This is a genomic window from Mycobacterium sp. NGS49 (genome assembly GCF_059812565.1).
Map to the genome: position 1 here is coordinate 37839 of NZ_JCALCX010000028.1, position 23148 is coordinate 60986.

At 68.4% G+C, this 23148-nt stretch carries 16 protein-coding genes, 1 pseudogene and 1 riboswitch; of the genes and pseudogenes, 8 read left to right on the forward strand and 9 right to left on the reverse strand.

Annotated elements, in window-relative coordinates; translation table 11 throughout:
- Positions 1-14: 14 nt before the first annotated feature.
- Positions 15-878 (reverse strand): SDR family NAD(P)-dependent oxidoreductase, encoded by an 864-nt coding sequence (locus AC5Y7D_RS24110; RefSeq protein ID WP_499928355.1) that lies wholly within the window; start codon positions 876-878, stop codon positions 15-17.
- A gap of 138 nt (positions 879-1016) precedes the next feature.
- On the opposite strand from AC5Y7D_RS24110, the gene AC5Y7D_RS24115 reads away from it, so the two are divergent.
- The 3 genes and pseudogenes from AC5Y7D_RS24115 to AC5Y7D_RS24125 all read left to right on the forward strand — a co-directional run bounded on the left by AC5Y7D_RS24115 (position 1017) and on the right by AC5Y7D_RS24125 (position 2602).
- Entirely contained in the window at positions 1017-1520 is a 504-nt protein-coding gene (locus tag AC5Y7D_RS24115; RefSeq protein ID WP_499928356.1) for a YkgB family protein, read from the forward strand.
- Between the two features lie 381 nt (positions 1521-1901).
- A pseudogene (locus AC5Y7D_RS24120) lies at positions 1902-2072 on the forward strand (anti-sigma factor); the annotation flags it as partial.
- 56 nt (positions 2073-2128) lie between these two features.
- Complete coding sequence (locus AC5Y7D_RS24125) at positions 2129-2602, forward strand: VOC family protein (protein WP_499928357.1); 474 nt, start codon at positions 2129-2131, stop codon at positions 2600-2602.
- 2 nt (positions 2603-2604) lie between these two features.
- Here AC5Y7D_RS24125 and AC5Y7D_RS24130 read toward each other — a convergent pair whose 3' ends face one another.
- Both AC5Y7D_RS24130 and AC5Y7D_RS24135 read right to left on the reverse strand, forming a co-directional pair.
- Positions 2605-3204 carry a TetR/AcrR family transcriptional regulator gene (locus tag AC5Y7D_RS24130; protein ID WP_499928358.1) on the reverse strand — a complete coding sequence of 200 codons (600 nt, stop codon included), beginning with the start codon at positions 3202-3204 and terminating at the stop codon, positions 2605-2607.
- A complete protein-coding gene (locus AC5Y7D_RS24135) occupies positions 3204-4331 on the reverse strand; it encodes a PPE family protein (protein ID WP_499928359.1) in 1128 nt (375 codons plus the stop codon). The genes AC5Y7D_RS24130 and AC5Y7D_RS24135 overlap by 1 nt, the downstream gene beginning before the upstream one ends.
- Before the next feature lie 181 nt (positions 4332-4512).
- Here AC5Y7D_RS24135 and AC5Y7D_RS24140 point away from each other — a divergent pair, with 181 nt between their 5' ends.
- Both AC5Y7D_RS24140 and AC5Y7D_RS24145 read left to right on the forward strand, forming a co-directional pair.
- Positions 4513-5418, forward strand: a complete 906-nt coding sequence (locus tag AC5Y7D_RS24140) for an alpha/beta fold hydrolase (RefSeq protein WP_499928360.1) — start codon at positions 4513-4515, stop codon at positions 5416-5418.
- A gap of 4 nt (positions 5419-5422) precedes the next feature.
- Positions 5423-6661: a WS/DGAT domain-containing protein gene (locus AC5Y7D_RS24145; protein ID WP_499928361.1), complete on the forward strand. Its 1239-nt coding sequence runs from the start codon at positions 5423-5425 to the stop codon at positions 6659-6661.
- A 1-nt stretch (position 6662) separates the two neighbouring features.
- On the opposite strand, the gene AC5Y7D_RS24150 is transcribed toward AC5Y7D_RS24145, so the two are convergent.
- Positions 6663-7268 (reverse strand): MarR family transcriptional regulator, encoded by a 606-nt coding sequence (locus AC5Y7D_RS24150; RefSeq protein WP_499928362.1) that lies wholly within the window; start codon positions 7266-7268, stop codon positions 6663-6665.
- A complete protein-coding gene (locus AC5Y7D_RS24155; protein WP_499928363.1) occupies positions 7265-8878 on the reverse strand; it encodes a pyruvate, phosphate dikinase in 1614 nt (537 codons plus the stop codon). The genes AC5Y7D_RS24150 and AC5Y7D_RS24155 overlap by 4 nt, the downstream gene beginning before the upstream one ends.
- A gap of 107 nt (positions 8879-8985) precedes the next feature.
- Between AC5Y7D_RS24155 and AC5Y7D_RS24160 the strand changes: the two genes are divergently transcribed.
- Positions 8986-9495, forward strand: a complete 510-nt coding sequence (locus tag AC5Y7D_RS24160) for a DoxX family protein (RefSeq protein ID WP_499928364.1) — start codon at positions 8986-8988, stop codon at positions 9493-9495.
- Between the two features lie 206 nt (positions 9496-9701).
- Here AC5Y7D_RS24160 and AC5Y7D_RS24165 read toward each other — a convergent pair whose 3' ends face one another.
- Positions 9702-11060, reverse strand: a complete 1359-nt coding sequence (locus AC5Y7D_RS24165) for a flavin monoamine oxidase family protein (protein WP_499928365.1) — start codon at positions 11058-11060, stop codon at positions 9702-9704.
- A gap of 287 nt (positions 11061-11347) precedes the next feature.
- A complete protein-coding gene (locus AC5Y7D_RS24170; RefSeq protein ID WP_499928366.1) occupies positions 11348-12862 on the reverse strand; it encodes an MmgE/PrpD family protein in 1515 nt (504 codons plus the stop codon).
- A gap of 137 nt (positions 12863-12999) precedes the next feature.
- On the opposite strand from AC5Y7D_RS24170, the gene AC5Y7D_RS24175 reads away from it, so the two are divergent.
- A complete protein-coding gene (locus tag AC5Y7D_RS24175; RefSeq protein ID WP_499928367.1) occupies positions 13000-14730 on the forward strand; it encodes a DUF3556 domain-containing protein in 1731 nt (576 codons plus the stop codon).
- 105 nt (positions 14731-14835) lie between these two features.
- On the opposite strand, the gene metE is transcribed toward AC5Y7D_RS24175, so the two are convergent.
- On the reverse strand, positions 14836-17121 hold the full coding sequence (metE, locus tag AC5Y7D_RS24180) for a 5-methyltetrahydropteroyltriglutamate--homocysteine S-methyltransferase (protein ID WP_499928386.1): 2286 nt from the start codon (positions 17119-17121) through the stop codon (positions 14836-14838).
- Between the two features lie 135 nt (positions 17122-17256).
- Positions 17257-17469, reverse strand: a riboswitch (cobalamin riboswitch).
- A 30-nt stretch (positions 17470-17499) separates the two neighbouring features.
- On the reverse strand, positions 17500-18792 hold the full coding sequence (locus AC5Y7D_RS24185) for an Rv1453 family transcriptional regulator (RefSeq protein WP_499928368.1): 1293 nt from the start codon (positions 18790-18792) through the stop codon (positions 17500-17502).
- Between the two features lie 164 nt (positions 18793-18956).
- On the opposite strand from AC5Y7D_RS24185, the gene AC5Y7D_RS24190 reads away from it, so the two are divergent.
- A complete protein-coding gene (locus AC5Y7D_RS24190; protein ID WP_499928369.1) occupies positions 18957-23120 on the forward strand; it encodes a PE family protein in 4164 nt (1387 codons plus the stop codon).
- Positions 23121-23148 lie beyond the last annotated feature (28 nt).

Here is a 23148-nt window from a genome sequence, read left to right on the forward strand (position 1 = left end):
GGTCATGGCGCACCTCACATCAGGTCGGTGATGGTTTTCAGACCCGCCTCGTAGAGCACGCCCGGCAACATGCCGCCGTCCATCTCGATGGTGGTGCCGTTGATGAAATCGGCTGTGCCCGAGACCAAGAAGACGACGGTGCGGCCTACTTCGGCGGGATCACCGCCGCGCTTGAGCGGGACCTTGGCGAAGTACTCGCTGCCGGTCGGGTCGTCCTTCGGCAGCACGAACGCACGGAAGTTCTCGGTGATGGTGGGGCCCAGCGCCACGCAGTTGACCCGTACCTTCGGGCCCCACTCCTGGGCCAGCGAGCGGGTCAGGTGGTTGAGCCCGGACTTGGCCGCGCCGTAGGACACCAACGTCGGTGCGCCCGCGGGGTGGCCGGCACCGCTGGAGATGTTGACGATGCAGCCGGTGCCGTCCTGGGTCTTCATCTGCCGGTAGACCCGGACGGCGAACCACATCGGGCTGATCAGGTTCATCTGTACCGCGTAGGCGTGAAACAACGCGGTCCGTTCGAAGTCGTCGGCGCTGCGCGGTGCACCCTGAAGTCGTTGCACGAGTTCGGGAATGTCTTCGGCATGTGGTGCCGGCACGGTGCCACCGGCATTGTTGACCAGGATATCGATGCGGCCGTAGGCGTTCACGACACGCTGCACGAATGCGTCGATGGCGTGGTGATCGCCTTGGTCGCAGACCAATTGGGCGCTGCGCTGCCCCCACTCGGGTTCGGACTCCACGCCGGGCAGTGCGTCCAGCGGCGATCGGGAGCACCCGACGACGGTGGCGCCCGCCCGCAGTAATTCGTGTGCGATGCCGACGCCGACGCCGCGGCTGGTTCCGGTCACGACGGCGACTTTGCCGTCCAACAACCCCACCCAGAGATGATTACACCTGTAATCTTTCCGGGGCAAGAGGCCACCATTCGGAAAAATTCTCTGGCGTTGTGTGTAACGCCTTCGGGTCGAAGCTGCACCAATCACTGACAGCACAGATAAACCTGAAGGGATCACGTCATGTCATTGCAGGAATTCGCTTCCGGCCAGCGCTTGTCGCGCTGGGACACGCGGTTGACCACCATCACCGACCTGGCGGCCCGGTACTCGCTGGTGCTGGTGATCGCCTGGATCGGCGCACTGAAGTTCACCAGCTACGAAGCCCGCGGCATCGAACCGCTCGTTGCGCACAGCCCGCTGATGAGCTGGGTGTACGGCGTCTTCTCGGTCACCGCGTTCTCCACCCTCCTGGGTGTGGTGGAGCTGTCGATGGCGGCGTTGCTCGCGATCAAACCGTGGCGGCCGGGACTGTCGGCGCTGGGCAGCATCGGCGCGATCGGAATGTTCGCCACCACACTGTCATTCATGTTCACCACGCCGGGCGTGCTGGCCGCCGAGGCAGGTGGGTTTCCGGTGCTCTCCAGCACCGGCCAATTCCTGATCAAAGACGTTGCGCTGCTGGCTCTCTCGCTCTGGTCGCTGCGCGATAGCCTGTCGGCCAGCCGAACTCGCACCATAATATGATCGACGCGCTGGATGGAAGTCGGCCTGATCACGGCCGGCTTCCCTCGTCGTGGGCGGTCAGCACGATAGGGTGACTGTCGCGGAACGCGTCCGCTGGTCGGAGCGCTGTCCGCGATCGGTACCGATGACGGGATGCCCAGATGTCAGACGACGTGGAAGCGTTGCCGGCCAGGCTGCGTAGCGGGGATGCCGAGGCTTTCGCCGAAATCGTAGACATGTACGGGCCCTCGATGCTGCGGGTAGCCCGCGACGATTCGAGGGTCGATCATCCTTGCGGACATGGATTTTCAGCATCTTGATCAACATCGGCAAGCGCCAGGGAGTCGCTAAACGACGCTACGCCGACACCGCTACCTCGAGAACGCGCTCGATCCCGCCACCAGGGCACGCTTCGACGCGCATCTGGGCGAATGCGACGGCTGCGAGAATTACCTCGAGCAATTCCGGACCACGATCAGCACGCTGGGGCGAGTGCCGGCCGATCGGCTGGACCCCGACTTCCGCAAGCGTCTGCTCGAAACATTCAGCGGATGGCAGCCGGGTCAGCGGTGAGTTCTCGGCGACGTCGGAGTCAATCTGCGAAAGACCCCGACAGCCAGGAGGCAGACATGCCGGCGATCACTCCCTCACTGTGGTTTGACGACAACCTTCAGGAGGCGGCCGAGTTCTACACCTCGGTCTTCCCGAACTCCAAAATCGAGGAATACACCCGGTATACCGAGGCCGGGCCGGGTGAGCCGGGCACGGTGCTCACCGGCACTTTCGTGCTCGACGGCACCCGATTCATCGGTATCAACGGCGGTCCGGCGTTCACGTTCGACTGGGCGGTTTCTTTCACCGTCCACTGCAAGGACCAGGACGAGGTCGACTACTACTGGGAGCGGCTGTCCGACGGCGGCGAGGAATCACAGTGCGGTTGGCTCAAGGACCGCTTCGGCCTGAGCTGGCAGATCATCCCGGATCGGCTGTATGAACTGGTTGCCGACCCGGACCCCGCCCGAGCGACGGCGGCTACCCAGGCCATGCACGGCATGCGCAAGATCGTCATTGCCGAACTGGAGCAAGCGGTTGCCCACGTGTGAGCTCACTCGGTGATCTGGTCGATCCATTCGATCGTCGCCTCGATGATGGGGGGTACCTCATCGGGGTCGTCAGATGCGATGACCATCAGCGTTGCCTCGGCAACGGTCGCGATCAGCACGCGGACCATCAGTTGTTTGCGCGGTGAGGTGTCAATGTCCAGCACCGCCATCCAGTTGTGCAGAACGGACGCCAGACGCTTACGGCGGGTGATCTCGAATCCGGGTGGCGTATCTCCGGACGACAGCACGCGGGCCGCGTGCCGGTTCTCCCACATCCCTTCCAGGTAGGCCCTCACGTGGAGTTGGAAAACGCGCCGCCGGTCGGGGGTGCCCTCGTCGAACTGGCCGACCGTCGCCCGGATCCGTCGTTCGACGGCTGCGGCCAGCTGCTCGAAGATCGCCAGGAAGAGTTCGCTCTTGCCGCCGAAGTGGTGGTAGATGCTGCCGATGCTGGCGCCCGATCCGGACACCACCTCGGCGATCGTTGCCGCGGTGAAGCCCTTGACGGCGAACACCTCGGTCGCGGCATCCAGGATTCGGCGTTGGGTCGCATCGGTTTTGGCCCAGCGACGGGCACGTACTGTTGAAGTCAGGTCTGTCATCAGCCGACGGCCTCCGGAAGGATTCGCAGGGTTGGGAGTTCGAGTCTGGACTCGGACGTTGTCATCGCGCGACCCGACATCTGGGCCAGCGGCAGCCCGCCCAACAAGCTCTCCGGGCGTGCGGTGTCAAGGGCGCTGACAGCGGCACTGAGCCGGGTGCCCGGCAGTGCGGCGACCTCGCTGACCGCCGGGGCCGCCGACGCCCAGGTCCGCGGCACCGACAGCGCACCGACGGTGGCTGCCTTACCCAGGCCGGCTGACACCGCGCCGGTCACCGACGCCGAACCGAGCGCCCCGGTGAGAGCCGGTGCCACCGCCGACGCGATCTGGCCGCCGACTGCGGCGGCCGCCGGCAGCAGACCCTTGAGCGTCGACATCATCGACATTCCCAGGCCGGCCAGGGCGGTGGACGCGAAGAACGGTGTGCCGAAGATGCTCATCACGGTCTGCAGGTCGTTCACCCAATCCGGCAACGTGGTGAACCCGATGCCGGCCAAGGTGTTGGGGATGGCGCTGATCAGTTGGGACAGTGCGCTGACGACCTCGGAGACCGCCGCGGACACGCCCGTCTGAGCGACGGCCTGGGCGCCCAGGCCGGCGGGGTTGGTGGGCAGCGGCGGCTCGGTCAAGGGGGACAGCGTGCTGGCGGCGCTCGACGCGGCGGCGTAGGTGCACATCGCGGTCGCGTCCTGCGCCCACATTTCGCCGTACTGGATCTCCGTCGCGGCAATGGCCGGCGAGTTCTGGCCGAGAAAGTTGGTGGCGGTCAATACAGCCAGCTCAGCGCGATTGGCGGCGACAACGGCCGGGGGAACCGTCATCGCGTAGGCCGCCTCGTAAGCGGCAACCGCCGCCGTCGCCTGGCCGGCCGTTTGAGCTGCCTGGCCGGCGGTGGCGTTGAGCCAGACCAGGTACGGCACCGCGGCGGCGGCCATGGTCGTCGCGCTGGGGCCCAGCCACGGCCCCGCGACAAGGCTGCTGATCACCGCTTCGAATGAAACCGCGGTGGAGTCCAGGTCGGCAGCCAGCTGCTGCCAGGCCGTCGCGGCGGCCAACAGGGAACCGGCACCCGGTCCCGTGTACATACGAATGGAGTTGATCTCCGGTGGTAAGGCGGCAAACATCATTGTTGCAGCTCCTCCCTCTGCGCCCTGGTGATAAGCCTCCCGTGGCGAGGGTCCGAAGTCTGTCGACCGAGCGGCTACACCGGGGGAGGAAATCCGTGTCCCCCGATCGACGGTCTTCTTGTCCCCCGTGCGGCCGGATACGTTGGACGGTGCGGGTTGTACATGGCGAACAGGAGTCGAGTTGTCCGAACCACGCTGGATCGACGTCAAGGGCGCCAACGGTGATCTGAAGGCCCTGACCTGGGGACCCGCTGACGGCCCGATTGCGTTGTGCCTGCACGGCTTCCCCGACACCGCTTACGGTTGGCGAAAGTTCGCGCCGGCCCTGGCCGAGGCCGGCTGGCGGGTGGTGGCGCCGTTCATGCGCGGCTACGCGCCGTCCTCGATTCCCGCCGACGGCAGCTACCACATCGGTGCCCTGATGCACGACGCACTGCGGGTTCGGACAGCAGCGGGGGGATCGGAGCACGACGTGGTGATCGGCCACGACTGGGGTGCTATCGCCGCCACCGGTCTGGCCGCCATGCCCGGCAGCCCCTTCACCAAAGCGGTGATCATGTCGGTGCCGCCGGTCGGGGCGTTGCGTCCGCTGGGCCGGCTTCCCGACCGCGCCCGGCTGGCAGCGCAGGTGTCGCGTCAACTACTGCGCAGTTGGTACGTCAGCTACTTCCAGCTGCCATTGCTGCCAGAGCGCTCAGCGTCCTGGGTGGTACCGCTGTTGTGGCGACGGTGGTCGCCTGGCTATCGCGCCGAGGAGGATCTGCGCCATGTCGACGCCGCGATCGGGACGCCGGAAAGCTGGCGCGCGGCACTGGGCCCGTACCGGGCCACCATCCGCAACACCCGCCCGCCCGCGCAGTACGCGGAGTTGCACCGGTATTGGACCGAGGCGCCGAAGCTGCCCACCCTGTACCTGCATGGCGACGACGACGGTTGCATGACAGCGGCTTTCGCGCATTGGGTGCAACCCATTCTGCCGCCCGGCAGCGAGGTGTCCATCGTCTCCCGTGCCGGTCACTTTCTGCAGCTCGAGCGACCGGACAAGATAGCCGAGTTGGTCTTGGCGTTCATCGGCGCACCAGCCTGAGGTGTTGGCCGGGCAGCGGATGGCGGCCGTCGACGCGCAGTTCTACTGGATGTCGGCCAAGATTCCCAACGACGAGTTCCTGCTGTACGCCTTCGACGGTGTGCCCGCTGATATGGACGCCGCGCTCGCTCAGGTTCTTCGGCGTGCCCGCACCTGTGCCGAGCTGGGACTGGTCGTCGAGGACGGCAGCCCCCTGACCTATCCGCGCTGGGTGCGGGCGCCGGTCGAGCCCGGCCGGGCGGTGCGACACGAGCTGTCCGACCACGGCTGGGCGGCAGGTCTGGACGCCGTCGCCGCACTGGCCGGCCATCCGTTAGACATTCGCCAGAAGCCCTGGCAGCTGCACTTTTTCGCGCCCGTGCGCGATATCCCCGGTGCTCGGGGGGCGGGTACCGTCGCCGTGCTGCAGATCGGGCACGCGTTGGCTGACGGTGCTCGGGCGTCGGCAATGGCAGCCTTGCTGTTCGGGCGTGCTGCGCCGGTGCCCGCCGTGCGACCGCGCCCGGGCTTTCTTCCGTGGCGGGGGGCGGTTGCGGCCCGGACCCATCGCAGATTCGTCCGCGACACCGCGGCCGGACGGTTGGCGCCGGGACTGGGCTCGCGGCCGCTGCAGGCGACCAATTCCCGGCCTGCGGGCGCGCGGGTGCTGCGCACGCTGGTGCGCGGCCGGGGGCAGCTCCGCGGGCCGACCGTCACCGTCGCCGTGCTGGCCGCGGTGTCCACCGCGCTATCCGAACTGCTCGGCGCGCCCACCGCCGCACTGGCGGCGGAGGTGCCCATGGCGAAACCGGGAATACCGTTGGCCTTCAACCACTTCGGCAACGTTGTCGTCGGGTTGTACCCGGAACTCGGCCACGACGAACGGCTGCGACGGATCAGCACCGACCTGGCCAATGGCCGGCGCCGTTTCGAACACCCGGCCACCCGCGCTGCCGATCGCGCCTTCGCCACGGTTCCTGCAGCGCTGTTGCGTTGGGGCGTCAGTCAATTCGATGCCGATGTGCGGCCCGAGCAGGTCTCCGGCAACACCGTGTTGTCCAGTGTGCACCGGGGGGCCACCGACCTGAGTTTCGGTGGCGCACCCGTGGTACTGACGGCGGGCTATCCGGGGCTTTCGCCGGTGATGGGGTTGACCCACGGCGTGCACGGGATCGGGGACACCATCGCGATCAGCGTGCACGCGGCGGAGTCGGCGGTGCCGGACGTGGACGGTTATCTGCGGCTACTGGACACGGCCCTGTGAATTACTGCGCATCACCGGATCTGGCCGCCTGCTCGCGGGTCAGGCCGGCGGCCAGGATCAGCTCTTCGTGCAGTTCGAACCACACGGTGTGGTAGGAGTCGATGAGCGGCCTGGTCAGCCAAACTATCTCGCCGGCCTTGACCCGATCCAGCGCCGCCGTCAACTTCACGTGGTAACTGCCCAGCCGCGGCAGTTGCGTGGTGACCGATGCGATGATCGGCGCCACCCGCTGATGCACATCCTCGAGCCGGCCCAACACCGCGGCGTCGTGTTCGGCGTCCTGATGGTCATTCGGCCGGCCGTCGCGGAGCTGCCAGTCGGTGACCAATGCCTTGAAATCGGTGTTCACGGCGCGGAATTCGTCATAGGCGGTGGCAATCGCGGCGGAATCGACACCGTGGCGCTCAGCCGCCAGCAACTCGCTGAGCCGGGCGCGCCCGGCCGGGCTGATCCGGACGGCGGGAGCCGCGATCAGTAGCCCGGCATCGGTGAGTCGGCGCACCGTGGCATCGACCTCGGCGGAGTCGGCCAGCAAAGTCGTCGCCAGATCGGCGGCACTGACCCGGCCCTTCAATCGCACAGCCTGCAGTACCCGCAAGTCGATCATGAGTCGGCCTGTACCCGTACGGCATTCAGCATGGCGATCAGCGGAGTCGGCGAGACGACGTCGGTGTGTCCGGCGGCGATGGCCGCCCGCAGCGAATCGTCGGAGAGATCGTCCAGCCGCGGATGGTCGCCGCTGGCGTGCGCACGCAGCGGACTGGCGCGCAAAGCGATCTCGGCCAGTTCGCGCAGCTCCGGGGTATCGTCCTCCGACCAGGCTGTCAGGCGGAGAATCCCTTGCCGCACTTCGCCTTCGTAACCGTCGACCGTGATCTGCTTGCCGGCCAGCGCCGCGGCGACGCCGTGACCGCAGCCCACCACGGCGACGCGGCCGAGCTCCCGGCTGACGACCGCCGCATGGCTCGCCGGCCCGCCGACCTCGGTGACGATGCCCTGGGCGGCCAGCATGCCCAGGACGTCTTCCGGGCGGGTGTGGTCACGTACCAGGATCACCGGCTCGCCGCGATCGGCGGCATCGAGAGCCTCGTCGACGTCGGTGTAGGCGGTGCCCGTCACCACGCCCGGGCAGGCTGGTAGTCCTTTGGCCAGAAGGGGGGCGCTCAGCCGGCTTTCCGGCTGCAGCGACGGCTGCAGCACCGCCTCGACGTCGGCGGGGGTCACCCGGCGCAGTGTCTCAATGTCGTCGATGAGTCCTTCGTGGCGCAGTTGCAGTGCCAGGCGCGCTGCCGCCTGCGCGGAACGCTCGGCACCGCGGGTTTGCAGCAGCCACAGCTTGCCGTCTTCGACGGTGAACTCGATCTCCTGGACGTCGGAATTGAGCCGCTCGAGCCGCCGGGCGGCCGCTATCAGCTCGTCGAATACGGCGGGTTGCTCATCGCGCAGTGCGGTGATCGGTTCGACGTCGACCAGGCCGGACACCACGTCGTCGCCCTGACCGCCGGGCAACCATTCGCCGAACGGTTCGTTGGCTCCAGTGATCGGGTTGCGCGACGACAGCACGCCGGCGCCCGATTTCGCCCCCTGGTTGCCGAACACCATGGCCTGCACCACCACCGCGGTGCCTTGCCACTCGTCGAGGCTGTAGTGCTCGCGGTAGGCGAGTGCGCGCGGCGAGTTCCAGGAGCCGAACACGGCCTCGATGCCGGCCCGCAGCTGTGCGTGCGGGTCTTCGGACGGGGCGGAGCCGGCTGCGACTATGCGGCGGTACATGGTGGTGAAGCGGCGCCGGGTGTCTCGGGCGAATTCCGCGGAGCACTGCGCAGCCAGGGCCTGTTCCACCTCGTCGTTCATGCCCAGGTCCAGAATCGTGTCCATCATGCCCGGCATCGACTGGGTGGCGCCCGAGCGCACGCTGACCAGCAAAGGACGTGGCCCGCGTCCGAAGGTGCGCCCGGTCTGGTCTTCCAGCCAGCTCATCCGGTCGACCACGTCCGCCCAGATGGCGTCGATGGTGCGCCCCGGCTCGGCGAGATATCGGACGCCCACCTCGGTGGTGATGCAGAATGCGGGGGGTACCGGCAGGTGGTGCCGTCGCATGGTGTCGATGCCGTGGCCCTTGTTGCCCAGCACCTCTCGCGGGTGATTCGACCGGCCGTCCAGCACCACCACCGCGTTTCGCAGCGAGCCCACTGAGGACTGCGCGGGCCGGGTCAAGTTGCACCCCCTCGTCGTTGCCGGAACGCCCGCAATGGTCCCACACGGGACACCGGACACGGCTGCTCACCGCCCTGCGCGGCGCCCGATGCTCTAGTTTTGAGCCTATGACTCCCTACGAGGTCGGGTTGCTGATTCTGCGACTGGTACTGGGCTTGACGCTGGCCGCACACGGCTTGAACAAATTCTTCGGCGGCGGTCGGATACCCGGTACCGCGCGCTGGTTCGAAAGCATGGGGATGAAGCCGGGCAGGTTCCACGCCGCCGTCGCGGCCACTACCGAGACGGCGGCCGGACTCGGTCTGGCGGTTGGGTTGCTGACACCGATCCCGGCGGCGGGTTTCGTCTCACTCATGCTGGTGGCGGCCTGGACCGTACATCGGGCCAACGGTTTCTTCATCGTAAAGGAGGGCTGGGAGTACAACCTGGTGCTGGCAGTCAGCGCCGTTGTCGTCGCCACCTTGGGCGCGGGGAAGCTCAGCGTTGACTACCTGATCTTTGGCAAGAATTGGTTCGACGGCTGGGCAGGGTTGGCGATATCGCTGGGCCTGGGCCTGGCCGGGGCCATCGGTCAGTTGCTGATCTTCTACCGGCCACCGGTGAAACAGACCGACTAGCCATGACCAGGTAACCCGAGGTGCTTCGGGGATCCAAGATCTCGGGCACCGCCATCGTGACCGACACCTCAGACGACACCGCAAGTCACCGCGACCGGCTGTCGATCGATGACCGACCTATGGCCGGGGCAAATCGCAGCGGTGCTGCCGAGTCCGGGCGGTGACTGTCCAGCAAGGTGGGTGCCAGGCGGAGCCGGCAGATGGCCTCAGTCGGCGGTCCGCGCCGCCAGCACTTCGGCCGCTGCCCGCTCACCGGAGCGAATCGCGCCGTCGATCCAACCGCACATCACGGCCGAGGTTTCGGTGCCCGCCCAATGGATCCGCCCGCACGGCGGGCGCAGCGCATGACCGAACTCCGTCAGCACCCCCGTCGGCGTATGGCTGATCATGCCGCCTCCGGAGTGCCGGTCCAGCGTCCAGTTCTGTTCATGGAATTCGACAGGTGCACTTGCCTTTTCACCGAACCGATGCACGAGCTCACCGATGATGGTCGCCTTGCGCTGCTCTTCGTCGAGGTCGGTCAGCCGCCGGGCGGCGGGACCCTCGGTGATGGCACACAAGATCCCCGGACTTCCGGTGTCGGTGCACGCGTCGATGGTCAACGTGGCGGGTGTTCCCGGCGCTGCGGACTGGCCGGACAATCCGTCCGCGCGCCAGAACGGCTCGTCGTAGATGACGGAGGTCTTGACGACGGCACCGCTCGGCATCCGCTGATTCAGCATCGCCCGGTCCACCGGTAGTGCGGGTTCGTAGCCGATCGAGGCGGCGATCGCCATCGGGATGGCCACGATCACCCGGTGGGCACGCACGGCGAAGCCATCCGACTGGACCGTGACGCCGTCGACGTCCTGAATGATGGTCCGCACCGGCCGCGACAAGTGCAGCGCATCGCCCAGCTCAGCCACCATCGGGCGATAGATGGCGCCCATGCCGCCCACCGGGCGGGCATCCTGCGCGCCGCCTTTGCCCGAGATGACGAACGTCGGGCCACCGCCCGAGGACATCTGCAGCAGCATCCACAACAACGACACCTCGGCAGCGCTCGAGGTGTAGGTGCCCGCGAGCACCATGTCCAACATCTCGCGGGCGGGCTTGGACGGCACGTTGCGCTCCAGCCAGTCGCCGACGCTCATCCGGTCCCATTCGGCGGCCTCCCTGACCTGCCACGGTGCATCGCGTGGGATCGTCTTGCACATCTGCTCGATGCTCATCAGGCCCAGGCCCAGGTTGGCGACCGCCCACGGACTCATCGACCACGGGAGCTTGCCGCCATAGCGGTGCTTCTTTCCGTCCACGATCATCATGGCGTCACCGTCGTTGTGCTGCTTGTATTCCGGCACGCCGAATTCCTGCATCAGTGCATAGATCCGGTCCTGGCCCGGTCCGATCCATGCGCCGCCGCGGTCGATCCACACCCCGTCGTCGCGGGTGACGGTGAACGTGCGGCCACCGACCCGGTCGCGGGCTTCCAGCAGCGCCACCGAGTGACCAGCCTGCTTCAAACGCAGCCCGGCCGTCAGCCCCGCGAACCCCGCTCCGACAACGCAGCAGTCGACATCGTTCATGCGCAGCTCCTCGGTGCCCCCGTGGCCCCCAGCTGCAAGCTACACCGATCATGGCGGCGCTGATGCGGGTTCGGGAAGAACTGGGTGCCCGCTCAGCGGATCGCACCGAGAGTGCGCCGAACGTCCTCGCGCACATCGAATTGACTGCAGCGTAAAGAGTTCCGTCGGCTCGAGGGGATGCTGCTGCCGGTGGACGGGAGCCGGTGCCTGGGAAACCTCCTCCGGAGAACACTGCGCCACGCCTAATTCCGTTGCCCGGCACAAGATCTTCTTCAGGAACGCCTCGATCAACCGGCGCGGAAGATTCCCGGTGCAATGGTCGGCGCCATGTCCAAGACGGACGGGGCCACGAGCGGGTTGAGAGCGCCGAGCTTACCGTCGGCAATGTCCGCAAGACCCTCGGCCGCCGACACGAACCGCCGCTGTTCGGCGGCTGCGATCACCCCGCCGGCCAGGACGGCGAACTTCGCCAGGTAGTCGTTGCGCTGGAAAGGTCTGGCGCCCAAGGGATGTGCGTCGGCTACCGCGATCTCATCGACGATCACCGCACCGGCTTTCAAGCTGATCTCGGCACGTGCGCCGAACGCCTTTTCCGCGGGGTCGGGGCAATGGTAGCGCCTGGTCCATTCGGGGTCTTCGACCGTGGAGATCTTGTGCCACAGTTCGATGGTGTCGGGCCGGTGCGATCGTTCCGGCGTGTAAGACCTTTCGTGGTGCCAGGTTCCGTCTTGTAGAGCGACCGCGAAGATGTACATCGCCGAGTGATCCAATGTTTCGCGCGAGGCATCCGGGTCGAGTTTCTGCGGATCATTCGACCCGGTGCCGATCACGCGGTGCGTGTGGTGGCTGGTGTGCAGCACGATGCTCGCGATCTGCTCCAGATCGTCGATCCGCTCGCGCATGCGGCAGGCCAGATCGATCAGTGCCTGGCTCTGATATTCGGCGGAATGTTCCTTGGTGTAGCTGTCCAGGATGGCGCGCTTGGGCTCGCCCGGTTCGGGGAGCGGCACCTGGTAGGTGTGGTCGGGCCCGGCAAGGAGCCAGGCGATCACTCCATCCTCGCCCTCCCAGATGGGAGCGGGTGCTTGCTCGCCGCGCATGGCACGATCAACGGCCTCGATGGCGACCTTGCCGGCCCACCCCGGAGCGAAGGCCTTCCAACTCGAGATCATGCCCTTACGCGATTGCCGGGTGGCGGTTGTCAGATGCAACGCCTGACCGATCGCGGAGTAGATCGTCTCCCTGTCCAAGCCCAGCATCGTTCCCAGGCCCGCCGCCACCGATGGGCCAAGGTGCGCGACGTGGTCAATCCTGTGCTCATGCAGGCAGATTCCCTTCACCAGGGCAATCTGGATCTCGTAGGCGGTCGCCAACCCGCGGATCAGGTCCGGGCCGCCCAGCCCAAGATGCTGACCCACCGCGACCAGGGGTGGGATGTTGTCACCCGGGTGGGCATAGTCGGCAGCCAGAAACGTGTCGTGGAAATCCAGTTCGCGGGCCGCCACCCCGTTGGCCCACGCGGCCCATTCCGGCGAGTAGTCGCCCTCAACTCCCAAGACCTTCGCACCCCTGACCGAGCGGGGGTGCGCAAGCGCCTGGGCACGCGCGGCGCTGACGGGCCGCCGGATCACCGCGGCCGCCGACACCGCGGCATTGTCGATGATGCGGTTGATCAGCATGGACTCGGTGTCAGCAGGCACCGCTACCGGGTCGGTGGCTACTTCGGCAATCTTCCAGGCCAGGTGTTCGGTGCGGGGAAACTCCTCGGCACTGCGTCGGACCCGGACGTCATGAAGGCGCATGAATCGCACAGTACGGACAGCCTGCCGGACGCAGGCGCTTCCTTGGGCCGTCCTTTACCGGTCGCGGCGAGGCGAAGGGGGATTCGCGGAGCAGGAGGCTGTCCACGCGGCTAGAACACGTTCTAGTCTGTCAAACCATGGGATTTCTCAAGCCCCAACTGCCCGAGGTCGACATCGCCGAATGGAGCAAGGGCACCCGTGCGGAGAAGATCCGACCGATGGCCCGGCACTGGGCCGAGGTCGGCTTCGGCACGCCGGTGGTGATGCACCTGTTCTATGTCGTCAAGATATTGCTGTACATCCTGGTTGCGTGGCTGATCGTCTTGAGCACTAAAGGCCTGGGAGGGCTGGCCGGGTTCACCGACGTCCGGGCGTGGTACGCCGAGCCGATCGTCTTCGAGAAGGTCGTGCTGTACACGATGCTGTTCGAGGTGGTCGGGCTGGGCTGTGGCTTCGGGCCGCTGAACAACCGGTTCTTCCCGCCGATGGGATCGATCCTGTACTGGATGCGCTTCGGCACCATCCGGTTGCCACCGTGGCCGGATCGCGTCCCGCTGACGTTCGGCACCAAGCGCAAGCCGGTGGACGTCGCCCTATATGCGCTGCTGCTGGTGTTGCTGGTGACGGCGTTGTTCACCGACGGCAGCGGGCCGATACCGGCGCTGGGCAGCAAGGTCGGGGTGCTGCCCACGTGGGAGATCGTGGCCATCCTGCTGGTGCTGGCCGCGGCGGGGTTGCGCGACAAAGTGATCTTCCTGGCAGCCCGCGGTGAGGTCTACGGGTCGTTGACCGTGACCTTCCTGTTCGGCGCCGTCGACATGATCGTGGCGGCCAAGCTGGTGTTCCTGGTGATCTGGATGGGGGCGGCGACGTCCAAACTCAACAAGCACTTCCCGTTCGTGATCTCCACCATGATGTCGAACAACCCGCTGTTCCGGCCGCGCTTCATCAAGCGGATGTTCTTCGAGAAGTTCCCCGACGACCTGCGGCCCGGGCTGTTGTCGCGGTTGTTCGCCCACGTCAGCACGCTCATCGAGATGTTGGTTCCATTGGCGTTGTTCTTCTCCCACGGCGGCTGGCCCACCACCGTGGCCGCGATCGTGATGGTGTGCTTCCACCTCGGCATCCTGACAGCGATCCCGATGGGGGTGCCGCTGGAGTGGAACGTCTTCATGATCTTCGGCGTGCTCACGCTGTTCGTCGGCCACGCCCAGCTGGGCATCAGCGACGTGAAACACCCTGTGCCAGTGGCGATTCTGATCGCCGTGCTGGTGGGCACCGTGATCGCGGGCAACATGTTCCCGCGCAAGATCTCCTTCCTGCCCGGCATGCGCTACTACGCCGGCAACTGGGACACCACGCTGTGGTGTATCAAGCCGTCGGCGAGTGAGAAGATCGCGCGGGGCATCGTGGCGATCGCCAGCATGCCGCAGGCCCAGCTGGAGCGGTTCTACGGCAAGGACCGCGCGCAGATCCCGATGTATCTCGGATATGCGTTCCGCGCCATGAACACGCACGGCAGGGCGTTGTTCACGTTGGCGCACCGCGCGATGGCCGGCCAGAACGAGGACGACTACGTCATCACCGACGGGGAACGCATCTGCAGCACCGCCATCGGGTGGAACTTCGGCGACGGCCACATGCACAACGAGCAGCTGATCGCCGCGATGCAGCGGCGGTGCCGATTCGAGCCAGGGGAGGTGCGCATCGTCCTGCTCGATGCGCAGCCGATCCACCGGCAGATCCAGCGGTATCGGTTAGTCGATGCTGCGACAGGTGAATTCGAGCGTGGCTACGTGCGCGTGGCCGACATGGTGACCCGCCAGCCCTGGGCCGACGACGTCCCGGTCCACGTCGATTCCGACTAGGGCCGGCTAACGCCGCGAGCAGACGCAAAATCGCACGTTCCGGCGCGCCGGAACGCGATTTTGCGTCTGCTCGCGAGCGGGGCGTGCCCCCAGCTCGCCGTGGGCTTAGGTCTCGGCCCGCACCTGCTGTGCGGCGGCGACCATGTTGCGCAGCGACGCGGTCACCTCGTCGACGTCGCGGGTCTTCAGCCCGCAGTCCGGATTCACCCAAAGGCGTTCCGCTGGAACGGCGTTCATCGCGGCTCGCAATGACGCCGCCATCTCCTCGGTGCTCGGCACCCGCGGGGAATGGATGTCGTAGACACCCGGGCCCACGCTGTTGGAGAAGCCGATCGCATTCAGGTCGTCGAGCACCTCCAGGTGCGAGCGCGCAGCCTCGATGGACGTGACGTCGGCGTCCAGATCGGCGATGGCGCCGATCACCTCGCCGAACTCCGAGTAGCAGAGGTGGGTGTGGATCTGGGTCGAGTCGGCCACACCCGAGGTGGCCAACCGGAAAGACCCTACGGCCCAACGCAAGTACTCGTCCTGGTCGGCGCGGCGCAGCGGCAGCAACTCCCGCAGGGCCGGCTCGTCGACCTGGATCACCGCGATACCGGCGGACTGCAGATCCACCGTCTCGTCGCGAATGGCGAGCGCCACCTGGTTGGCGGTGTCGGCCAGCGGCTGGTCGTCGCGGACGAAGGACCACGCCAGGATGGTCACCGGTCCGGTCAGCATGCCCTTCACCGGCTTATCGGTCAGCGACTGCGCATAGTTGATCCAGTCCACCGTCATCGGGTGGGTGCGTACCACATCGCCGAACAGGATCGGCGGACGCACACAGCGGCTGCCGTAGGACTGCACCCAGCCGTTGTGGGTGGCGAAGAAGCCGTCCAGCTGTTCTGCGAAGTACTGCACCATGTCGTTGCGCTCGGGCTCGCCGTGCACCAACACGTCGATGCCCAGCTGTTCCTGCAGCTTGATGACGTCGGCGATCTCTTGTCTCATCCGCCGCTCGTACTCGCTTTGGTCGATCTCACCGGAGCGCAAGGCCGCCCGGGCGACGCGGATCGCCGCGGTCTGCGGGTAGGAGCCGATCGTTGTGGTCGGCAGCACCGGCAGTCGCAGGCGGGCTTCCTGCTCCGCACGGCGCTGCGCCGGATCCCCGCGGTGGACGCCGGACGCGACGATCGATTGGACGCGGGCCCGGAGCCGGTCGTTATGCAGGCGCGGGTCGTTGCGGCGCGCGGCCACCGCGGCGTCGGACGCCGCCATCTCTTCGGCGACGGCGTCGCGTCCGTCCCGTAGCGCCCGGGACAGCGCGACCACCTCGTGCACCTTCTCGGCCCCGAACGCCAGCCAGCTGCGCAGGTTGTCGTCCAGATCGGTCTCGGGCTCCAGGGAGTACGGCACATGCAAGGTGGAGCACGACGTGGAGACGGCTATCGCCCCCGCCGCTCCTCGCAGGGTCTCCAACTTGCCCAGTGCCGCGTGCAGATCGGTGCGCCAGATGTTGCGGCCGTCGACGATGCCGGCCACCAGTATCTTTCCGGCCAACTCCGGAACGGCCGCGATCGCAGTGTCGGGGCCGTAGACCAGGTCGACGCCGATCGCCTCGACCGGCGTACGGGCCAGCCCCGCCAGCGCGGCGCCGGGATCGCCGAAGTAGGTCGCGACGTGGATGGCAGGGCGGTTGGCCACCGCACCCAACGCGTTGTAGACGGCCTCGGCAAGCGCGGGCGCATCGGCGGAGATGTCGGTGACCAGCGCCGGCTCGTCGAACTGCACCCACTGTGCCCCGCCGTCCGCGAGCAGCGACAGCAGTTCGGAATAGATCGGCATCAGCTCCTGCAGCCGCTCGATCGGTGCGCCCGCGCCGTCCACCGCCTTGCTCAGCAGCAGGAAGGTGACGGGCCCGACGATCACCGGGCGTGCCGGAATGCCTTGCTCCTGAGCTTCTTTCAACTCGGAAAGCACCTTGTCGGGATTCAGCGAGAACCGCGTCGACCGGCCGATCTCGGGGACGAGGTAGTGGTAGTTGGTGTCGAACCACTTCGTCATCTCCAGCGGTGCCACGTCGTCGTTGCCCCGCGCGGCGGCGAAGTAGCGGTCCAGTTCGTCGGAGATGCCGCCGACCCGGGCCGGCAGCGCGCCCAGCAGCACCGAGGTGTCCAGCATCTGGTCGTAGTAGGAGAAGGTGTTGATCGGCACCGAGTCCAGGCCGGCGGCGGCCAGGTCTGCCCAGGTGTCCCGGCGCAGGGTGGCGGCGACGGATTCCAAGTCGGCGCGGCTGGTACGGCCGGCCCAATATCCCTCGGTCGCGCGCTTGAGTTCGCGGCGCGGTCCGATGCGGGGGGAACCGGTGATGGTGGCGGTGAATGGTTGAGCGGTCACGAAGCGGTCCTTCATGTCGACGGTGTGGACACCGCCCGCGGACGCGCAGCCGACAGTCGGGGCGATGCGCTGGTGCTCTCCGGAGCCCGCGTACCACCACGGCTGGCTGGCCAAACGCCCATTCCACGAGGCGGTGTGCCGCCGGGCGCGGCGCGCCCGGCACAGCTGGCAGGTCTTCGGACTTGCGGGCGCGCACCCTCGGTGCTCCTACTGACCGTCGCTTCCCAGTCTTGATTTCTCAAGACCAGTGCTTAAAGACGGCTTTCGTTCCTGCATACCGCTGCGGGACAGTCCCGGATTCTCACCGGGTTCCCTCTCACGAAGCGTGGTGCCTCGCTCGATGCCGGCGCCGCGGGATGCGGCGACAGCAGACCAGCTGCACAACCGAGCGTACTAGTGCTGGTGGTCGCCGCGTACAACGACGGTGTCGCGGTCCGGCTTGTCGTCCGGCGTTCCGGCCCGACCATCGGACGGGTTGCCGCGCCATTGCAGTGCCTTGATCGCGACGGCGACCTCGACGAGGGTGTGTTCGAGCGGGCGCGGCAGGAGTCGTTGCGCGGCCTCGAGCCGATACACCAGCGTGTTGCGGTGCGTGTAGAGCAGTTTTGCGGCGCGCGACGCGTTGCACTCGGCGTTGATGTAGGTCAGCACTGTGGTGTGCAGGACCGGGCTGGCCGTCTCGAAATCACCCAACGTGGCGCTGATGAAATCGTCTGCGCCGTCCGGGCTTTCGGTCAGCAATGCAACCATCTGAACATCGGCGAAGAAGGCGATGCGCTGTCGTGAGCGGAGCCGGACCAACATTCGCTGCGTAGTGAGAGCATCCATGTGGCTGCGCCGGAACCCGTCGATTCCCGGCGCCGTGCTGCCGACCGCGATCCGCGTTCCCGTGGTTTCCTTCAGGACCTCGCGGACCCGGTCGGGGTCGAGGGCGGCGACATCTCTGACCCACACCCAGCGGGTGGCCGCGCTGGCGACGACGGTAAGGGGGCGCTCGCAGCCGACCGCTCGACTGAATGCCTCAACGGCGCGGTCAAGCCGATCCTCCGGGTCGTCCAACTCGTCGGACCACAGGATGGCCGCGGTATGAGTTCGGTTGAGTCGGTAGCCCAATCGCTCTTCGGCGCGCTCCGGGTCGATGGAAGCGCCATCCAGAATGAGTTCGACGATCTTGCGACGCTCGGCGCTGATGTCCTGGGTTAGTTCGGAATACTCGGTCTGCATCTGTGTTGCGATGCCGGCCAGCGTGCCGTCCACGAATTCATTGGCCGAACGGAACGGCACGTCGAGCAGTTCGCGGAGCTCCTCCGGGTCGGACGTGAGCTCGAACGCGATCTCCGTCCAGCGCCGCCATGCCACGTTGTGCCCGATGCGATAGACCTCCAGCGCGGACGCGTCCAGCCCGCGACGCACCAAATCCCTTGCCATACGCAATGTTTCGGCGTTGAGGTACGGCTCGACCGGTGCTCCCGGTGCTTGCAGCATGGCCGACGCGAAATACACCAACGTGGCCCGGTTCGAGCGACTGACGACCGCTGCCAAGCCGGGGTCTTCGGAGATGCGCGCACTGGCGTTCAGCGTGACGCGGTCGAACTCTTCCAGCCACTCGCGGCTCGGGTTGAGCGCGAGCCAGGCCCCTTTTCGAATCAGCTCCTGCACACGCTGGGAAGGCTCCCGCCAGGTCACGACGGCAGTCTAAGGCTTTTGTGCAAATTGCACGATCGGTACCTGCGGCGTTGGTTGAACTGCTCTGGCCCCAGCTATCGAAATCCTTATCTTATGTCAATGACAGTGCGCCACTGGCATTTGTCTGCAATTGCGACCTGCCGCTAGGGGTCCGGAGGTTAGAGATGTCATTTGTAATCGCGATGCCTGAGTTCGTGTCAGCGGCAGCCGCTGATCTGGTGCGCATCGGTACGACGCTCGGCGCGGCCAATGCCGCGGCGGCCGCGCACACGACCGTGATCGCAGCGGCAGCCGCTGACGAAGTGTCGGCGGCGATCACGGCGCTGTTCGGCGGACAGGGTCGGCAATATCAGGCGCTGAGTGCGCGAGTGGCGCTGTTGCAAGACCAATTCGTGCAGACGCTCAGCGCCGGCGCGAGTTCCTACGTCGCCACCGAAGCGGCCAACGCGGGACAAAATCTCTTGGGCGCTGTCAATTCACAGACCATGGCCCACTTCGGTCGACCGCTGATCGGTGACGGGGCCGATGGACTCGCCGGTACCGGGACGAACGGAGCGCCGGGTGGTCTACTTCTCGGTAACGGTGGTGCCGGTGGCTCGGGTGCCGCGGGGCAGGTCGGTGGCGCCGGTGGCTCGGCGGGATTGCTCGGAAGCGGCGGCGCAGGCGGGACCGGCGGCGCCGGCGCCGCAGGCGGTAGCGGCGGCGCCGGAGGCTGGTTGTGGGGTAGCGGCGGCGCTGGTGGCGAGGGAGGAACCGGCGGCGGGATCGGCGGTGCGGGCGGGGCCGCCGGGCTTTTCGGTAACGGCGGTCTTGGCGGCACGGGAGCGATCAACACGGGAGGTACCGGCGGAGCGGGCGGTGCCGGTGGCCGCGGCGGTTTGCTCCTCGGCGACGGTGGCAACGGTGGTGCCGGAGCAGCAGCCACGATCGCCGGCGGGTCCGGTGGCGCCGGTGGGGATGGCGGGCGGGCGGGATTGGTCGGCATCGGCGGCGCCGGTGGATCCGGCGGCGACGGCTTGGCCGGCACGGCCGGCCTTTCTGCGACCGCATCAGGTGATTCCGGCGCGGCCGGCGCGGCCGGCGGATCTGGCGGCGCAGGTGGAGCGGGCGGTGCCGGCGGCAGCTTGATCGGCATCGGCGGAGCGGGCGGCAACGGGGGTGTCGGTGGTGGAGGCGGTGCCGGCGGTGCCGGGTTTGCCGGTGCGGACGCCGTGGTACGGGGCGGCAACGGCCAAGCTGGTGGCGACGGTGGCGACGGCGGTGCGGGCGGTGTGGGTGGCAGCGGTGGCGTGGCCGGACGGGGCGGCTTGATCGGTCGGGTCGGTAGCCATGGCATTGGCGGAGCGGGCGGCGCCGGTGGTGCCGGGGGAGTGCCCGGCGACGGAGGCAGCGGTGAAACCGGCACTTGGAGCGTCAACGGTGGTGTGGGCGGCTCCGGTGGCCACGGTGGTGACCCCGGCAAAGGAGGAGCCGGCGGGGCGGGCGGAGCTCACGGCGGCAATGGCCATGGCTTGGCCGGAGCCGACGGCGCAACACCGACCAGCGGTGGCAACGGAGGCTCTGGAGGCAGTGGCGCCGACGCCGTGGTTGCGGGCGGCGATGGTGCTGCCGGCGGTCGCGGTGGCGACGCTGGATTGGTCGGCGACGGTGGCACCGGCGGTATCGGTGGGGACGGTCTGGCCGGTGCCGCGGGCACGTCGGCGCAGATCTGGGGTGCTTCGGGCACAGATGGCGGCCACGGCGGAGCCGGCGGCGATGGCGGCGCGGGGGGCAACGGCGGATTGCACGCCGGCAACGGAGGTGACGGGGGTGCCGGCGGTCGAGGCGCAAACGGCGGCGTCGGTGGTGATGGCGCCGACGGCGTCACCGCCACCGCCTTGGGTGGGAACGGCGGATCTGGGGGCCACGCCGGTGACGGAGGCAATGGGGGCGCGGGTGGTAACGGCGGTGCCGGCGGCGCCGCATTGGCGACCTCCGGGCAGGACGGCCGGCAAGGCATCGGCGGTGCCGGCGGTAACGGCGTTTCCGGTGGTATCGCGGGTAACGGTGGCGACGGTGCCACCGGCACCTGGAGCGTCAACAACGGGGTCGGCGGGAACGGTGGTCGCGGCGGTGATGCGGGTGCCGGCGGGGTCGGCGGGGCGGGCGGCGAGGGATCCATGCGGGGTCAGGACGGTGGTTCTGTGGTCGTCTTCGGAGGCAGCAGTGGCCACGGTGGTGCCGGTGGTCAGGGCGCGGATGCTGTCTTCGGCGGTACCGGCGCGGCCGGAGGCAGAGGCGGTGATGGTGGTCTGTACGGCAACGGCGGCGATGGCGGTACCGGTGGCGCCGGCGGCGAGGGACTCGGCGGTCTGACGATCAGGCTGCCGGGTGCGTCGGGCGGCACCGGTCAAGACGGCGGCGCCGGGGGAGTCGGCGGTGCCGGCGGCAGCGGCGGCGCCCTCGGTGGGCGCGGCGGTAACGGCGGCACCGGAGGGGTCGGTGGGATCGGGGGCGTCGGAGGAGACGGTTGGACCGGCGCCGACGGCTCCGGCTTCGGTGCCGACGGCAAGGTTGGTGGTTCCGGCGGCGCCGGCGGCAGCGGCGGCACCGGTGGCGCAGGTGGGGCCGGCGGGGACGCGCCGGCTGGCATCAGAGGCAGTCAAGGGGCCGGCGGAACGGGCGGCGCCGGCGGTGTCGGCGGTACCGGAGGATCAGGCGGCAGGGGGACTGCAGGCGCCAACGGCGCTACGCTCGGCGCGGACGGCGAGGTCGGCGGCAACGGCGGAGACGGCGGCGGCGGTGGTACCGGTGGCGCGGGCGGTGGCGGTGGCGCCGGTCCGGCAGGCACGCACGGCGACCAGGGCGCAGGCGGAACCGGCGGCAGAGGCGGAACAGGTGGGGCCGCCGGATATGGCGGCAACGGCGCGGCCGGCACGTGGAGCCTCAATGACGGTGTCGGCGGCAGAGGTGGCGACGGCGGCGACCCCGGCAATGGCGGGTCTGGCGGAGCCGGCGGCCTCGGCGCCGGCACCAGCTCCCCGGGCGCAGTGGGCGATCGCCCGACCACCGGTGGCAACGGGGGTACCGGCGGCGCCGGCGCCGACGCGACAACGCCCGGCGGTGCCGGTGCGGCGGGCGGGGCGGGGGGCGACGCCGGACTCGTCGGTGACGGTGGAACCGGCGGCAGAGGCGGCGCCGGAATGGCGGGGAAGGCTGGGACTTCGCCCACCGCAGCTGGCGCTGACGGCGGCACCGGACAAACCGGCGGAGCCGGTGGTGCCGGCGGGGCGGGCGGCACCGGTGGAAGCATTGCCGGTAACGGCGGAACCGGCGGTGCGGGCGGCAACGGCGGCGGAGGTGGTACCGGCGGCAACGGCGCAAACGGGTTCCAAGGCGCCAACGGCACCGAGGCCAATCCGAACGGGTCGACGGGCGGCGACGGCGGAGACGCGGGGCAGGGCGGCGACGGCGGATCCGGCGGGGCAGGCGGGGCCGGCGGCGGCGCGGGGAATCCGTTCGGCACGGCGGGCGACCAGGGCGCCGGTGGTAGGGGGGGCGACGGGGGCGACGCCGGGACAGCGGGGACAGGTGGCAGGGGAGGGGACGGTCGCGACTTGTCGCTGATTCCGGTCGTCTCGCCGGGTGACGGCGGTCAGGGCGGCATCGGCGGCGCCGCGGCCGCAGGTGGGTCGGGCGGCGCGGCAGGCGCCGGCGCTCCCGGCGGTACGGCCGGGCTGTCGGGCGACGCCTCCAGCGGCGGCACCGGAGGTGTCGGCGGAAATGGGGGCTCAGGCTCCTTCGCGCTCGGCGGCGGTGCCGAGGGCGGCGCCGGCGGGACGGGTGGTGTGGGCGGTGCGGGCGGCACCTACGGCGACGGCGGTACGGGGGGCGCCGGCGGCAACGGCGGTGCGAGCGGCAATGGCCAAATCGGCGGGAGCGGTGGCACCGGTGGTGTTGGTGGCGACGGCCGCAACGGAGGCGACGGTGGTGCCGGCGGCATAGGCGGCACGGGCGGCCTGGCGGACTTCATCCTCAACCCAGGCGTCGGCGGTACCGGTGGCAACGGTGGCAATGGCGGTACCGGACTCGTCGGAAGTGGCGGCACCGGTGGCAAGGGCGGGTCCGGTGGCACCGGGGGCGGAGGTTTTGACAGCGGCGTCACCGGGCAAAGCCCGGGCGGCCAAGGCGGTACCGGCGGCACCGGGGGCACCGGGGGTAACGGTTCCGCCCCGCTCCCCGTAGGCGCTGGGCAAGGCGGCTTCGGCGGCAAGAGCGGCTTAGCGCCCCAGGGATTCGACGGCGGCGCAGGCGGCGACGGTGGTGAAGGCGGGCAGGGCGGCTTCTGATCCGGCGGCCATCACTGACGGGTCACGC